We start from the raw sequence: 15841 nt of genomic DNA, 5'->3' as shown, positions 1-15841 counted from the left end.
AACCCGCCAATAGGCGGGTTGGTCTTAATTTTGTTATGAAAAACAATAGTTATTTCTTTCGTTTTAATTGTTTTTTAATTTTTTTAATGGCGCTTTCAATTGGCTTTTCAGGTTCTATTACATTGTATTCTCCCCAAAAATCTGGGTCAGAGAAACCTGAAGCTTCATCACTCATAATTATAGATGTTTTTAATCGGTCTCTATATTTTATAGATGGTTTGCTTTCTAATTTTTTCCAATCGGTAATAGCCATTTCCATAGTAGAGTTGTAAATAGTATTAAACCAGCGTTTGTCCCAATTTACTTTAAAACTAAGTTGTATTCTACTATATCCAAAATACCATTTGCCGTTTTTTTGTCTATAATTTACGTGATACTTGGTTTGTATTGGTGTTACTAAAGCTTTTTTAGGTTTTTTTAGAATAAACAATTTTCTAGCTTCGTATATGTTCTCCAAATTTAATTGAAATGTAGCGCTAGTTAAAGCTAATGTTTTAGCATCTATAAATAGTTTACCATAATATAGAGGATCTTTAATGCTGCTACGTTGTTTAAAGTTTACTACATAAATAGGTTTGTTGTCAATTTTTGTAGATTTGGTATAGTGAAATTCATATAACTCAGTAAAATCTTCTTGAAATAAATCGTATTTCATTACATCTAAATGAAGTGTGCTAAATGGTCCTCCTCTTAATTTAAATGCTACAGTGTCAAGTTTATTATAATCTGTACTTTTTCGAGTTTTAAACAACTGTAAAATATCTCTTCGGTCGTTATCATAAGGTTGCTTGTTAATATCTACAACAGCTTCAGATAAAGAAACATATGTTTTTCTTTTTTGAATGGTTTCTCTGTAAAAAGCAGTCATTTTAGTGTAGTTATTAAAGTAGTTTTTATCTTTTCGCCTAAAAACTTCTTCAACTAAAGCTTGGGCATCTTTAGTAGAAATTTCAATTTCAGAAAGTTCTTCAATATGAGTATTTAACTTAATTACATTCTTTTTTTCTTCTAAATCATTCAACTTAATAACCTTACTAGTATAGCCTAAAAATGTTATGGTTATAGAATTACTTGTTAAATGCTGCGGTACTTTTAATAAATATTCTCCGTGTGTATTTGTGACTGTACTAATATTAGAGTTATTTACAGCAAGTGTTGCAAAAATTAATGGCTTTTTAGTTTTACTATCTATTACAACACCTTTGTACTGTTTAAACCCAACAGTATCAACCTCAACTATATTAGACGAGTAGGTAGTGTTAAATAAAAAAAACAGTAGAACAGTTAATGTGTTAATAGCCAATTTTTTTGTTGAATGAAGTTGCTTTTTTTGTACCATGGCTTTGTTGTTTAAGGTATTGGTTTGACTATACAAGTTATTAAATTATAATGAGATATAAAAAAAAGGGATTGCTTTTAACAATCCCTTTTCTTGAATTTTCATTTTTTTATTTTACAGGAAATCCTCTGTCTCTCATTAATGCTTCAATATTAGCATCTCTACCTCTAAATATTCTATAAGCCTCAGCAGGGTCCATTGCATTTCTTGGTGCAAATAAGTGCTTCACCATTTTTTTAGATAATTCTTTATCGTAAAAACCACCTGGAGCTTCAGAAAACGCTTCCGAAGCATCTGCTGTTAAAACATCTGCCCACATATAACCATAATATGCAGTAGCATAGCCTTCACCAGAAAATACGTGTCCAAAATGCGGAGTTCTATGGCGCATTGGTAATTCTTTAGGCATATTCATTTCAGCTAAAGTTTCCTTTTCAAATTTTGCAATATCAATATTTGTTGGATCAGCCATATGTAATTTCATATCCATAATAGCAGAAGCTAAATATTCTGTAGTTGAGAAACCTTGATTGAATTTAGCAGATTTTTTAATCTTAGCTACTAATTCCTTCGGAATAACTTTTCCAGTTTTATAATGTACCATAAATTGGTTAATTAGTTTATCTGTACCTAACCAACGTTCTAAAACTTGTGATTGGAACTCTGTATAATCTCTAACACCACCATTTAATGTTGGATAACGCACTTCAGAAGAGAAGAAGTGTAATGCGTGTCCAAATTCGTGTAAAAATGTAGTTGCATCGTCCCAAGAAACTAGTAAAGCTTCACCAGGAGCAGGTTTTACAAAGTTAGAGTTGTTTGAAGCCAATACGTTCTTTTTACCATCAAAAGTAGAATGACTTCTATAAGTTGTTGCCCAAGCACCTGAACGTTTACCAGGGCGTGCAAATGGATCTAAATACCATAAACCAATATGTTCACCTGAAGTTTGATCTGTTACTTCCCAAACTTTTACATCTTCGTGAAAAACTGGAACAGAACCTTCTTTAACAGGAGTAAATTTATAGTTGAAAACTTCGCTAGCTACAAAGAACAAAGCATCAGTTAATTTATCTAATTGTAAGTATTGTTTTACTTCATCAGAATCTAAATCGTATTTAGCTTTTCTAACTTTTTCAGCATAAAAACGGTAATCCCAAGGCTCAATGGTAATTTTATCACCATTTTTAGTTGCTACAGCTTGCATATCGGCAACTTCTTCTTTAACTCTTGCAATGGCAGCAGGCCAAACAGCATCCATTAATTTCATTGCATTTTCTGGAGTTTTAGCCATACGGTTTTGTAAACGCCAGTCTCCATAAGTTTTATAACCTAATAAACCAACACGTTCTTTACGTAGTTTTAAAATTTGAGCAATAATTTTTTTATTGTCAAATTCATCGTTATTATCTCCACGAGAGTAATAGTTTTCCCAAACTTTTTTACGTAATCCTCTTTCTGTAGAATAGGTTAAAAACGGATCCATATAAGAACGCGTATTAGGAATCGCATACATTCCTTCTTTTCCATTATCTGCAGCAATTTTTGCCATAGATTTTGTCATTCCTTCACTTAAACCACCTAATTGGTCTTTGTTTATGTAAACTTTGTAGTTTTCTTCATCTGCTAAAACATTGTTTCCAAATTTTGTGTACAATGAAGATAATTCTTTATCAATTGCAGCATAACGTTTTTTCTTTTCAGCATCTAATTCAGCACCATTCATAGCAAAACCTTCATAGGTAAGTAAAATTACTCGTTGTTGATCTGCTTCTAAAGGTGTTTTTAATGAATTATCGTATACTGTTTTTATTCTTTTGAATAAAGCTTCGTTTTGAGAAATTTTAGAACGAAATTCAGAAAGTTTTGGAGACATTTCAGTTTGAATTTTTCTAAACTCAGGCGAAGAAACGTTAGCACTCCAAATACCGTAGTATTTAAAAATTCGATTTAGTTCTGCACCAGCTTTTTCCATTGGTACAATAGTGTTTTCAAAAGTGGGTGCATCTGTACTTGCAGCAATGGCATCAATATCTTTTAGATTTAATTCCATTCCTTTTTCTAGGGCTGTTTTTAAATCATTAAGATTCATTTTATCAAACGCCGGAACTCCTCCATAAGGACCAGTCCATTCTTCAAGTAGTAAGTTGTCAGCGAGAACAGCTTCTTTTTCTTTTGGTTGGTTACAACTAATAATTGCTAAGCAGCAAAAAGTAGCAAAAACTTTAAATGTATTTTTCATAAATAATAATTTGATTGAATTGTTTCAAAGTTAATTAATAATAACTAAAAAGGAATTACTGTTGAAGTAATTCCTTTTTGAATATGTAAATTATAGTAAGCCAAAATTACTCAGCTTTTTTTCCGTCTAATTTTTCAATTACTTTACCATAAATAATTAATGATATTGCAGATACTAAAGCAATTGCACCAAAGTAATACCAGATATAATGTGCATCTGCAGCAGCTACTTTCCAAGCATCGTGATTGTCAAATAATCTTGGGTCTGGACAATATTTAGATAATAAATATCCAGATAAACCAAAACCAACAATTGAAGAAATAAATGAATGTAAGTGGCTAAAACCTAAATACAATCCTTCTTCACCTTTAGGTGCTTGTAAAGAGAAAAACTCTAAGAAACGAGGAGAAATAAATGATTCTGCTAAGGCTTGTAGCACAATACCAAAAATCATCATTAATGCAATAGGGTGCATACTCATAAATCCAAGGTTTATTTCTTCGCCACTAAACCAGTTTCCAGATGCCATTGCAAGTGCGGAAAGTGGCATAATAAACATACCAACAGTCATAGAAAATAGGGGAGATTTGCTTGCCATAATTCTAGTTACAAAAGTTACTGTTAAAACAACAACAAAAGGATTTACATTGGCATACCAAGAAGGAGAAGCACCTTCACCAGCCAATCTTAACACGTATTTAGGCATTGTTGCATATAATTGGTGTTGTACCATCCAAAACCCTGTAACAATTAAAATTAATGTAATTAACCTACCATTGGTAATTACTCTAATTAAAGCATCCCAAATTTCTTTTAGTGTTTTTCCTTGTCCGTCTTGTTTAGCACTTTTGTAAAAGAAAATAATCATTAATAACGCAATAACCGTCATTGCAGTAGAAAAATAGTTTAAGTAAACCAATCCCATATCTCCCATAGAAGCACGTAAAGGTTTTACAATGGTTTTTCCTGAAAAGGCTCCAATGTTTACCATCATATAAAAAATAGAAAAACCTTGAGCTCTATTTGCTTCCGTAGTTTCTTTTGCAACAGTACCTGTAATTACTGATTTTATGAATGAACCACCAATCATTATTATAATCATTATTGGAGCAATTGCCCAGCGTTGGCTAGATTCTAATAAACCTGTAAATTTTATACCGTCAGAATAATCAACTAAACCAATAGATTCTAACATAGTAGGCAGTACACCTAATCCAAAATAACCAATACTTAATAAGGCAAAAGCTATTATTAGTGAAGATTTAAATCCAATTTTATCTGCTAAAGCACCTGTAAATGTTGGTAAAAGGTATAAACCTCCAGAAAATAAACCAGAAATCATTGCTGCTTCCATATCTGAGAACCCTAAAATTCTAGATAAGTATAAGGTAATAACAATAAATACTCCGTAGTAAGCACCTCTTTCTAGAAGCTCAACAATATTCGCTGTCCAAAATGCGCGAGAAAAACCTTTTAATTTTTGAAACATGTGTAGTTTGTTTAATTTTTTAATGAAGTCGACAAGATACTAATTTACCTTGGTTTCTTTTAAAATAATGTTAGCTATTTATAGTACTAAATTGCTTGTTGGTTGAAATTTTAAACGAAAAAAAGGAACTACAATTATGTAATTCCTTTTTTTAATATTATATATAGTAAGGTGAGATTCTTCGCTATCGCTCAGAATGACAGTTTTGTATTAGTTAAATTAATTCAACAAATAAACCATCGTCTGTATTATTAACTTTGGCAATGTTGTTTTTAGTTAAACCTTTAATGGTTTTATCCCATTTTTTATTGCTTAAACCACTTTGAGTTTTTAATTCTGGTAAAAGAATTTTTTCAGCTTTCTTCAACAATTCATAAACTGCTTTTTCATCGTCGTTTAATTCAACTGCAGGAGCTTTTTTCTCTGGTTTCATTTGAGGGAAGAACAATACTTCTTGAATTGATGCATTGTTAGTCATAAACATTACCAAACGGTCTATACCAATTCCAATACCTGAAGTTGGAGGCATACCGTATTCTAAAGCTCTAATAAAATCTTGATCGATAAACATTGCCTCGTCATCACCTTTTTCAGATAAAGATAATTGATCTTCAAAACGTTCTTTTTGGTCAATTGGATCATTTAACTCAGAATAAGCATTTGCTAATTCTTTACCATTAACCATTAATTCAAAACGCTCAGTTAATGCAGGATTATCTCTATGTTCCTTTGTTAACGGACTCATTTCTTTAGGGTAATCTGTAATAAATGTTGGTTGAATATATAGGTGTTCACATTTTTCACCAAATAATTCATCAATCAGTTTTCCAACTCCCATAGTTTCATCTACTTCTAAGCCAACTTTGGTACAAACCTCTCGTAATTCAACTTCGTCCATTCCAGCAACATCGTAACCAGTATGCGTTTTAATTGCTTCTAAAATTGGAACTCTAGCATAAGGAGCTTTAAAACTTACTTTATTTTCTCCAATAGTAACTTCACTAGTTCCGTTGGTATCAATAGCTATTTTTTCTAATAACTCTTCGGTCATATTCATCATCCAGTTGTAATCTTTGTATGCAACATACAATTCCATTACAGTAAATTCTGGATTGTGAGTTCTGTCCATTCCTTCATTTCTAAAGTCTTTTGCAAACTCGTAAACAGCATCAAAACCACCAACAATTAAACGTTTTAAATATAATTCGTTAGCAATACGTAAATACAAAGGCATATCTAATGCATTGTGATGTGTCATAAACGGACGTGCAGCAGCACCACCAGGAATTGGTTGTAAAATTGGAGTTTCAACTTCTAAATATCCACGTTCATTAAAGAAATTACGCATTGAAGTGGTAATTTTTGTTCTTTTAATAAAAGTATCTTTTACATCATCATTTACAATTAAATCTACATAACGTTGACGGTAGCGTTGTTCAGCATCAGAAAAAGCATCGTGTACTTTACCATCTGCATCTGTTTTAACAACAGGTAATGGTTTTAAACTTTTAGAAAGTACTGTAAGTTCTTTTACTTTTACAGAAGCTTCACCAACTTTAGTTTTAAAAACTTCACCTTTAATACCAATAATGTCTCCCATATCCAATAATTTTTTGAATACAGTATTATACATTGTTGGGTCTTCTTCAGAAGAAATTTCGTCGCGGCTAATATAAATTTGCATTCTTCCACTCGCATCTTTCAATTCAGCAAAAGAAGCCTTTCCCATAATTCTTCGGCTCATCATTCTACCGGCAAGTATAACCTCTTTACCTTCAAAATCGTTAAATTTATTAAGTATGTCGTTAACTGTAGCGGTTGTTTTAAACTCTTCAGCTGGGTATGGGTTAATACCTAAATCTCGTAATTTTTGTAGAGATTCTCTTCTAACTAATTCAAGTGGTGATAATTGCATGTAGCGTATTTTATATAATTACTTTTATTTTCAGTTTGCAAAGATACAACCAATTCATATAAATTAACAATTTCAAAAGAAAAAGTGTAAAGAATACGTTTTCGTAATAAAAAATGTATATATTTGTTGCCTGCTTAGAGCAGATTAGTTGTGTTGTTTTGACGTGAAAACGTCAATAGGTTTTTAAAACCAATGGAAAGCTTCCCGAAAAACCGGGACGCTTTTTTTGTTTTATAACACTTTGTAAATGGTAATTAGAAGTTGAAAAAGGCTTCTTTATACTCCCAGAATATTGAGACGTAAAAAGCTGTAAAAATTATTGCAGCAGTAAATTTCAAAAATACGGAGGTTAAAAACCCTAAAAATGACCCAAATCCAGCTTTTAATGCTCTGCTAGTATCTTTACTGTCTTTAATCATTTCACCAATAAATGCACCAGCAAAGGGTCCAATAATTATTCCAAAAGGGCCTAAAAATAAGATACCCACAATTAAACCTATCATTGTACCAATAACCCCAAATCTTGTACCTCCAAACTTTTTAGTTCCAAGCGCTGGTATAAAATAATCAATAATCCATATGGCTATGGCAACACCTAACGTAATTCCTAAAAAAGTCCAATTTAAAGGAACAGTATCTGTTAAATGAAGAAGTAATAAACCAAACCAACTTGTAAGTGGCCCTGGTAAAACGGGTAAAAATGCACCAATTATGCCTAAAATGGTTAATGAAAAGCCAACTATTAGTAAAAATATGTCCATATAATTTTTTGTTTTTAGAGTTATGTAATTAATGTATTGCAAAAAGTATGCAAATTTTTTCAACTAAAAAATTAGTTTAAACTAATTTTTTAGTTATATTTGTATTGTTGAACTAAAAACTTAGTTGAAAAATGAGTAAACAATTAACAAAAGCAGAAGAGCAATTAATGCAAGTTTTGTGGGATTTAAAAGAAGCGTCTGTAAAAGAAATTATAGAGAAGCTTCCGGTTCCAAAGCCAGCCTATAATACGGTTTCTACGATAATTAGAATTTTAGAAACTAAAAAATTTGTAGGTCATAGGGCAAAGGGGAGAGGTCATATTTATTTTCCTATAATAGATAAAACAGCTTATAGTAACCAAAGTTTGCAAAAAATTATGGATGGCTACTTTGGAGGTTCATTTAAAAATATGGTATCGTTTTTTGTAAAAAAGAATGATGTTGATATTAATGAACTTGAGTCTATTTTAAAGAATATTAATGACAAAACGACAGAGGAATGATTAATTATATAATTCAAGTGGTACTTTTTCAGGCTATATTTTTAGCGGTTTACGATTTCTTTTTGCAGAAAGAAACTTTTTTTAAATGGAATAGAGTTTATTTAATTGTTGCTCCAATAGCTTCGTTTATAATTCCTTGGTTAAAATTCGATATTTTTCAAAAAACTAGTGTGCAAGAACAAATTGTTAGGTTACCAGAGGTTATTATTAATCCGGAAAGTATTCTTTTTAATTCTACAGCTACAGCTTCAACAAATTATTATTTAAATGAACTGTTTTTAGTAGGTGTAATTCTGTTTTCAATACTATTTTTTGTGAAGCTATTTAAAATAATTAGTATAATAAATAAGAATACTATTATAAAAAAAGGACTTTATAAGATTGTTATTTTAAAAACGAAGCAATCTGCTTTTTCTTTTTTCAATTTTATATTTATAAATAAGCGCTTATTAGAAAATAAGGAGCTAGAAATTATTGAACACGAAATGGTTCATTGTAAACAAAGGCACACATTAGATTTATTATTTTTTGAAGTGTTAAAAATTGCAATGTGGTTTAACCCAATGGTTTATATTTTTCAAAAAAGAATAACCGTACTCCACGAATACATATCTGATGCTGAGGTAGTGAAAAAATCCAATAAAAAAGCATATTTCAATAAATTATTAGCCGAAACATTTGATGTTGAAAATATATCATTTACTAACCAATTTTATAAACATTCATTAATTAAAAAACGTATTGCTATGATTGCAAAAAACAAATCTCAAAAAGTAAACCAATTAAAATATTTAATGTTAATTCCTGCGTTAGTAGGTATGTTAGTGTATAGTTCATGCGCTAATGATTCTAGTGTAAGTTTTGAAGAAGTTGAAAAAGCCTTGGCTGAACCAATTCCAAATGAAGGGAAATATTTAGATAGTGGAAATGTAATTATGTTTATTGGAAGTCATTTAAATGGAGAAATAATTCCATTAGAAGATTACACTACAAGTGAAAAAGAGTTGTTGGAAAAGTTTCAATCAAAAAACGTTAAAAACATTCCGTTTTCAGTTGTAATTGATGATAAAGGAGATAGAGTTTTATTTTTAAAAGTGCCAACTCCACCAATAAGTAAAAAAGATGATGGTAGTGTTCCATTTGCTACAATAGACAATGTTCCTGTTTTTCCAGGTTGTGAAAATTCAAAAGATAAAAAACAATGTATTCAAGAAGCTATAACAAAACATGTGAATAATGAGTTTAATAGTAAGTTGGCTGATGATCTTGATTTAGAAGCTGGCACTAAAAGAATTTTTGTAATGTTTACTATTAACAAAAATGGAGAAGTTTCTGATGTAAAGGCAAGAGCGCCTCATAAAATATTACAAGAAGAAGCAATTAGAGTGATTAAAACAATACCTAATATGATTCCAGGTAAACACAAAGGGAATAATGTAAGCGTTAAATATAGCTTGCCAATTGCTTTTGTTGTTGAAGGTGATGATGCTTCAAAAGATTTAAATAAAGAGTTTGAACAAGCTTTATATATTCTAAATGGAAAAGAAACTACTAAAAGTGTGGTTGATAAAATAAATCCAGATTCTATAGAAAGAATTGATGTTTTAAAAGGAAATAAAGCCATTGAAAAATATGGAGAAAAAGGTAAAAATGGAGTAGTTGAAATTGTATTGAAAAAATAAATTCGATTTTAAAAATTGAAATTGTTGAGTAAACTAAAAAGTTGTATTTTCACATATTGAATTAAATATCAATGAAAAAGCAATTTTTTAGTTTATTTTTTTGCAGTTTTATACTAGTTTCTTGTTCTTATTTTGAACAGGCTTATAAAAAAGAACCTATTAAAGTGGTTGATACTATTGTAGATTTTAGTAGTGTAGATGCTTTTCCACTGTTTCCAAATTGTAAGTCAATTCCTTCTAGAGAAAAACAGCAAGTTTGTTTTCAGTTAGAAATGTCTCAACATATTTACGCTAGTTTAAAAAAGTATAGTTTAAATGCTGTAGACGAAGTTAGCGATACCGTTCTAGTAAAATTAAAAGTAAACTCTAATGGAGAAACTACCTTAACTAATTTAAAAATTTCTGCACAAACAAAACAGCTTCTACCAGAGTTTGATAGTATACTTGAAGTTAGTATTCAAAAATTGCCAACTCTAGAGCCAGCAATTAAAAGAAATATGCCTGTAAGTACAGAGTTTATTTTACCTATAATTTTAACAAATTAGTTGTTAAGCATTTTCCAAAGTGTATCCTTCAATTCAGTTAAACCTTGGTGAGCTACTGATGATATAAATAGTGTTTTGATACCTTCAGGTAATTCGTTTTTAATTTCTTCTTTTAATTCATCATCTAGCATATCGCATTTAGAAATAGCTAACAATCTGTCTTTATCTAGTAATTCTGGATTGTGTTGCTTTAATTCGTTTAACAATATTTGATATTCTTTTTTAATATCATCTGCATCTGCGGGTATTAAAAATAATAGTGTGGAGTTACGCTCAATATGTCTTAAAAATCGGTGTCCTAAACCTTTACCTTCTGCTGCACCTTCAATTATACCTGGAATATCTGCGATTACAAAAGATTGAAAATCTCTGTATTCAACAATTCCTAAGTTAGGTTTTAGAGTTGTAAAGGCATAATCTGCAATTTTTGGTTTTGCAGAAGTTAAAACAGACAATAATGTAGATTTTCCAGCATTTGGAAAACCGACTAGACCAACATCAGCCAATAGTTTTAATTCTATTTGAAACCAGCCTTCTTGACCATCTATACCTGGTTGAGCATAACGTGGTGTTTGGTTTGTTGAAGATTTAAAATTCCAGTTACCAAGTCCACCTTTTCCTCCTGGCAATAATATTTGCTCAGTATTTTCTTTTGTTATTTCAAAAAGTATTTCTTGGGTTTCGCCATCTCTAATAATAGTACCTAGAGGCACATCTATATACACATCTTCACCATCTTTTCCGGTACTTCTAGATTTAGAACCGTGTCCACCGTGATCTGCTCTAAAGTGTTTTTTAAATTTTAAACTGTAAAGTGTCCATAGGTTAGGGTTGGCACGAACAATTATGTGTCCACCTCGGCCACCATCTCCACCATCTGGCCCACCTTTAGTAATATATTTTTCTCTATGTAAGTGTACAGATCCACCTCCACCTTTACCTGAGCTAGCAAACACTTTTATATAATCAACAAAATTTCCTTCAGTCATTTAAATATATTTTATGTTAAAAATAAAGGGCTTAAACAAGCCCTTTATTTAATTAATGTGTGACTATTATCTTATAATTTATCAAATATAGTACATAAACGCTCTGTAATTTCTGGAATAGAACCTACACCATCTGCACCAAAATATTTGTTTTGTGCTTGGTAATAATCTTTTAAAATAGCTGTTTTTGAGTTGTACTCAACAAATCTATTTCTAATCTTACTTTCGTCTTGGTCATCGCTTCTTCCGCTTGTTTTACCACGCTCTAATAAACGTTCAACCAATAAATCTTCAGATACTTCTAGAGCAACCATTCCGCTAATTCTTTCACCTTTTTCTTCTAAAAAAGCATCTAAAGCTGCTGCTTGAGATTCAGTTCTAGGGAAACCATCAAAAATAAATCCGTTAGCATCTGGAGTTTTTTCAACTTCAGCTTTTAACATTTCAATTGTTACTTCATCAGGAACTAGGTTACCATCATCCATATAAGATTTAGCTAATTTTCCTAATTCAGTTTCGTTTTTAATATTGTAACGGAAAACTTCACCAGTAGATATATGTAATAATTCATACTTGTCTCTTAATAATTCTGCTTGTGTTCCTTTACCTGCACCTGGAGGGCCAAATAATACAATGTTTGTCATAGTAGGTTGTGTTGTAAGTTGATATATTTCGTTTAAATTTCTTCCAATACCATCGTAATCTAATCCGTAACCAACAATAAATTTATCTGGAATTGAAATTCCGATATAGTCAATTGCTAATTCTTTTTTGAATACATCTGGTTTAAAAAATAAAGTAGCTATTTTAAGCTGTTTTACTTTTTTATCTTTAAATATTTCATAGATTTCTTGAAGTGTATTACCAGTATCAATAATGTCTTCTAAAATTATTACCGTTCTACCTTCAAGGTTTTCATTAACACCAACAAGTTGTTTGATTTTACCTGTTGAGCTAGTTCCTTCGTAAGAAGCTAATTTTACAAAAGACACTTCGCAATCTGCTTTGTATTTTCTAATAAAATCGGCCACTAGCATAAATGAACCGTTTAATATTCCTATAAATAATGGTTTTTCATCATTGTCTAAATCTCCAGAAACTTGGTTAACCATAGTTTGTACTGCTTCTTCAATCTTTTCAGCAGATATATAAGATTTAAAATATTTGTCGTGTAGCTTAATAATACTCATTGTGTTGCTTTGTTACAAATTTAATAATCAATAAGTTAATATTAAATATTTAATTAACTTATTTGTTAGTTTGAAATAGAAAAAACCGTTTTGAATGTTCAAAACGGTTTTTATATTTAGGCTTAATACCTTAATTATTTTTTATCTTTTGTTAATTTCTTAGTTGCATCATACATAATTGGTGATGCAATAAATAATGATGAGTATGTACCAACTACAACCCCAACAATTAATGCGAACATAAATCCTTTAATTGAATCTCCACCAAATAAGAAGATAGCAAATAATACTACCAATGTTGTTAATGACGTGTTTATAGTTCTACCCAAAGTACTACTTAATGCTACATCAACAATTTTGTTGAATTTCCAAGAAGAGTGTATACCATTAAATTCACGAATTCTATCGAAAATTACCACGGTATCATTTAGTGAATAACCAACTACAGTTAGTATTGCAGCAATAAATGATTGTCCAATTTCCATATCAAAAGGTAATACTTTCCAGAATAAAGAGAATATAGCTAATACAATTAAAACATCATGAAAAACTGCAGCTACAGCACCTAAACTGTATTGCCATTTTCTAAAACGGAATAAAATGTATAAGAATACAACTAATAATGATCCAATAATTGCCCATCCTGCAGCTGTTTTAATATCATCTGCAATAGTTGGTTCAACTTTAATAGAACTCATTATACCGGCTTTTTTATCTCCGTCGAATCCAGGTTTGAATTCTTCCATAGATAATCCTTCAGGTAAGTAACTTTTTAAACCAGAGAATAATAAACCTTGTACTTCATCATCAATATGGTTTCCTTCTTGATCAATTTTATATTTAGTTGTAATTTTTAATTGGCTAGAATTACCGTAAGATTTAACCTCTGGAGAACTTCCAAATACATCTTTTAATGTATTAGCAACATCACTAGAGTTGGTTACTTTATCAAACTTTACAATAAAGTTTCTACCTCCAACAAAATCTACACCATAGTTTAAGCTATTTGTAAATAGAGATCCTATACCAACAATAATAAAAATACCTGAAGCTATGTATGCTATTTTACGTTTTCTTAAGAATTCAATTGTAATACTTTTAAACCAGTTTTTAGTAATGTTAGTATTAAATGTGAATTTTTTCCCTTTGTTAGCATACCAGTCAATTAATAAACGAGTAATAAATACTGCTGTAAATAATGAAGTAACAATACCTACCATTAATGTATAAGCAAAACCTTTAACTGGTCCAGTTCCAAACACATATAATATAATACCAGTTAACATTGTTGTAATGTTAGCATCTATAATTGCAGATAAAGCTCCTTTAAAACTAAACCCGTGTGCAATAGCAGCTTTTAAAGCTTTTCCTTTATTTAATTCTTCTTTAATACGCTCGAAAATAATTACGTTCGCATCTACCGACATACCTATTGTTAAGATAATACCAGCAATACCAGGTAACGTAAGTACGGCTCCAAATGCAGTTAAAATACCGAAGATAAATAAAATGTTTACGGCTAATGCAACATCAGCAAATGCTCCAGCTTTTCCGTAATAGAAAATCATCCAAAGTAAAACAAGTAGTAATGCAATTCCAAAAGAAATCATACTACTATTAATTGCTTTTTGACCTAATGATGGTCCAACAACTTCAGATTGAATAATATGTGCAGCAGCAGGTAATTTACCGGCTTTTAATACGTTTGCAATATCTTGCGCTTCACTAACTGTCATAGATCCACCAGAAATTGAAGTTCTACCACCTGTAATAGGTGTGTTAACAGAAGGAGCAGTATATACATAATCATCTAAAACAACAGCAACAAATTTTCCTAAGTTATCAGTTGTCATTTTTGCCCATTGTCTTGTTCCAGAAGCATTCATTGTCATACTAACTTCAGGTTTGTTAGTTTGACCAAACTCTTGACTAGCATCATCAATTACATCACCTTCAATAGGAGCAACATCTTCTCTATTAGATTTTATAGCAAATAAGTTAATTCTTTCTTGTTCTTCACCAGTAGCAGTTACTGTAGCTTTATAAGGAGTTGCATCCCATAAAAATTTAGTGTATTTCATTTCGTTAGGCAATAAAGCTCTAACTTCTTTCATAGCTAAATAGTTATTCACTTTTGCAGTATCTGCAAGTTTAGCATTACCAACTATAGATGATACTTGGTTTTGGCTTTGTGGAATACTTGGTTGTAATACAGTAAATAAATTGTTAATAGTTTTTGTAGCTAAAGAATCAGATACTTCACCTAATAAATCATCTACATTTACTTTAGTTGTATCTTCAACAGTTTCACTTTTTAATAGGTTTTCAACAACACTATTTGCTTGAAACATAAAGTTGGCAACTTCTTGGTTAGAGTAAACTTCCCAAAATTGTAACTCAGCAGTACTTTGTAATAATTTTTTTACACGATCAATATCTTTAGCTCCTGGTAATTCAATTAAAATTCTACCAGAGTTACCAATACGCTGAATGTTTGGTTGTGTAACACCAAATTTATCAATACGACTTCTTAATACTTCAAATGCAGTGTTTACAGAACCTGTAACTTCATCTTCAATAGCTTGAATTACTTCATCTTCGCTTTTGTTGAAGTTAATTTTTTCACGTAAAGCTCTAGTTCCAAAAATACTTGGATCACTTAATTTTACTGTTCCGTTGCTAACACTTTTGAATTCTTCTAAAAATAATTCTAAAAATGTATCATCGCTACTTTTTTGTCTTTCAGAAGCTTTAGCAATAGCTTCATTAAACACTGGATTCTTAGATTCATTAGATAAACCAATTAAGATATCTTTTACAGATACTTGTAGTATTGCGTTAATACCACCTTTAAGGTCTAATCCTAAGTTTAACTCTTTATCTTTAATGTCTGAGTAACTAAACTCAGCAAAACCTAAATTAATAACAGATTTGTTTGCAACAGAGTCTAAGTAAACCCTTTCTAATTTTGCAACCTCTCTACCGTCATCTGATTTGGTTTGAGCATACGTACGTGCATCTTTTTCAACACTTTTAGTAAACCATGTAAATGATAATTGATATAAACTTACTAATCCGAATAGAATAGCGAATAATTTTACAAGTCCTTTGTTTTGCATTATAAGTTATTTTAAGTATAAAATTTCGTTTATTATAAACGTGCAAATATATAATTTCAAACAGTAT

The 15841-nt window shown here is 30.5% G+C and carries 11 protein-coding genes; 3 read left to right on the top strand and 8 right to left on the bottom strand.

Features of this window, described 5'->3' with window-relative positions; all coding sequences use genetic code 11:
* Nucleotides 1–49: 49 nt before the first annotated feature.
* The 5 genes from BLU40_RS10715 to BLU40_RS10695 form a co-directional block, all read right to left on the bottom strand.
* Nucleotides 50–1339 carry a carboxypeptidase-like regulatory domain-containing protein gene (locus BLU40_RS10715; RefSeq protein ID WP_139170945.1) on the bottom strand — a complete coding sequence of 430 codons (1290 nt, stop codon included), beginning with the start codon at nt 1337–1339 and terminating at the stop codon, nt 50–52.
* Nucleotides 1340–1448: 109 nt separating this feature from the next.
* Nucleotides 1449–3581 carry a M3 family metallopeptidase gene (locus BLU40_RS10710; RefSeq protein ID WP_090123250.1) on the bottom strand — a complete coding sequence of 711 codons (2133 nt, stop codon included), beginning with the start codon at nt 3579–3581 and terminating at the stop codon, nt 1449–1451.
* A 106-nt stretch (nt 3582–3687) separates the two neighbouring features.
* Entirely contained in the window at nt 3688–5070 is a 1383-nt protein-coding gene (locus tag BLU40_RS10705; protein ID WP_090123248.1) for an MFS transporter, read from the bottom strand.
* Between the two features lie 214 nt (nt 5071–5284).
* A complete protein-coding gene (gene lysS / locus BLU40_RS10700; RefSeq protein ID WP_090123246.1) occupies nt 5285–6985 on the bottom strand; it encodes a lysine--tRNA ligase in 1701 nt (566 codons plus the stop codon).
* A gap of 254 nt (nt 6986–7239) precedes the next feature.
* The gene (locus BLU40_RS10695) at nt 7240–7746 is read right to left on the bottom strand and encodes a DUF456 domain-containing protein (protein WP_090123482.1); all 507 of its coding nucleotides are present in this window, start codon (nt 7744–7746) and stop codon (nt 7240–7242) included.
* A 131-nt stretch (nt 7747–7877) separates the two neighbouring features.
* Here BLU40_RS10695 and BLU40_RS10690 point away from each other — a divergent pair, with 131 nt between their 5' ends.
* The 3 genes from BLU40_RS10690 to BLU40_RS10680 all read left to right on the top strand — a co-directional run bounded on the left by BLU40_RS10690 (nt 7878) and on the right by BLU40_RS10680 (nt 10476).
* A complete protein-coding gene (locus BLU40_RS10690) occupies nt 7878–8249 on the top strand; it encodes a BlaI/MecI/CopY family transcriptional regulator (protein WP_090123244.1) in 372 nt (123 codons plus the stop codon).
* Nucleotides 8246–9931: a M56 family metallopeptidase gene (locus tag BLU40_RS10685; RefSeq protein ID WP_090123243.1), complete on the top strand. Its 1686-nt coding sequence runs from the start codon at nt 8246–8248 to the stop codon at nt 9929–9931. Before BLU40_RS10690 ends, BLU40_RS10685 begins: the two co-directional genes overlap by 4 nt.
* Before the next feature lie 71 nt (nt 9932–10002).
* The gene (locus BLU40_RS10680; RefSeq protein ID WP_090123241.1) at nt 10003–10476 is read left to right on the top strand and encodes a hypothetical protein; all 474 of its coding nucleotides are present in this window, start codon (nt 10003–10005) and stop codon (nt 10474–10476) included.
* Here BLU40_RS10680 and obgE read toward each other — a convergent pair.
* The 3 genes from obgE to secDF form a co-directional block, all read right to left on the bottom strand.
* Nucleotides 10473–11465 carry a GTPase ObgE gene (gene obgE, locus BLU40_RS10675; RefSeq protein WP_090123239.1) on the bottom strand — a complete coding sequence of 331 codons (993 nt, stop codon included), beginning with the start codon at nt 11463–11465 and terminating at the stop codon, nt 10473–10475. The two genes, BLU40_RS10680 and obgE, sit on opposite strands and share 4 nt — an antisense overlap.
* A 71-nt stretch (nt 11466–11536) precedes the next feature.
* Nucleotides 11537–12655: an adenylate kinase gene (locus tag BLU40_RS10670; protein ID WP_090123236.1), complete on the bottom strand. Its 1119-nt coding sequence runs from the start codon at nt 12653–12655 to the stop codon at nt 11537–11539.
* Nucleotides 12656–12789: 134 nt separating this feature from the next.
* Complete coding sequence (secDF, locus tag BLU40_RS10665; RefSeq protein WP_090123234.1) at nt 12790–15774, bottom strand: protein translocase subunit SecDF; 2985 nt, start codon at nt 15772–15774, stop codon at nt 12790–12792.
* Nucleotides 15775–15841: the final 67 nt, after the last annotated feature.

It is taken from the genome of Lutibacter oricola, from assembly GCF_900106565.1.
Taxonomy (GTDB): Bacteria; Bacteroidota; Bacteroidia; order Flavobacteriales; family Flavobacteriaceae; genus Lutibacter; species Lutibacter oricola.
Note: the sequence above shows the minus strand (reverse complement) of the source record. Positions and strands in the feature narration are given on the sequence as shown.

What these genes read in the sequence shown, in the direction of transcription:
- BLU40_RS10715 (WP_139170945.1), bottom strand. Translation starts at nt 1,339, where the DNA reads ATGGTACAAAAAAAGCAACTTCATTCAACAAAAAAATTGGCTATTAAC.
- BLU40_RS10705 (WP_090123248.1), bottom strand. Translation starts at nt 5,070, where the DNA reads ATGTTTCAAAAATTAAAAGGTTTTTCTCGCGCATTTTGGACAGCGAAT.
- BLU40_RS10670 (WP_090123236.1), bottom strand. Translation starts at nt 12,655, where the DNA reads ATGAGTATTATTAAGCTACACGACAAATATTTTAAATCTTATATATCT.
- BLU40_RS10695 (WP_090123482.1), bottom strand. Translation starts at nt 7,746, where the DNA reads ATGGACATATTTTTACTAATAGTTGGCTTTTCATTAACCATTTTAGGC.
- BLU40_RS10690 (WP_090123244.1), top strand. Translation starts at nt 7,878, where the DNA reads ATGAGTAAACAATTAACAAAAGCAGAAGAGCAATTAATGCAAGTTTTG.
- BLU40_RS10685 (WP_090123243.1), top strand. Translation starts at nt 8,246, where the DNA reads ATGATTAATTATATAATTCAAGTGGTACTTTTTCAGGCTATATTTTTA.
- BLU40_RS10680 (WP_090123241.1), top strand. Translation starts at nt 10,003, where the DNA reads ATGAAAAAGCAATTTTTTAGTTTATTTTTTTGCAGTTTTATACTAGTT.
- BLU40_RS10710 (WP_090123250.1), bottom strand. Translation starts at nt 3,581, where the DNA reads ATGAAAAATACATTTAAAGTTTTTGCTACTTTTTGCTGCTTAGCAATT.
- lysS (WP_090123246.1), bottom strand. Translation starts at nt 6,985, where the DNA reads ATGCAATTATCACCACTTGAATTAGTTAGAAGAGAATCTCTACAAAAA.
- secDF (WP_090123234.1), bottom strand. Translation starts at nt 15,774, where the DNA reads ATGCAAAACAAAGGACTTGTAAAATTATTCGCTATTCTATTCGGATTA.
- obgE (WP_090123239.1), bottom strand. Translation starts at nt 11,465, where the DNA reads ATGACTGAAGGAAATTTTGTTGATTATATAAAAGTGTTTGCTAGCTCA.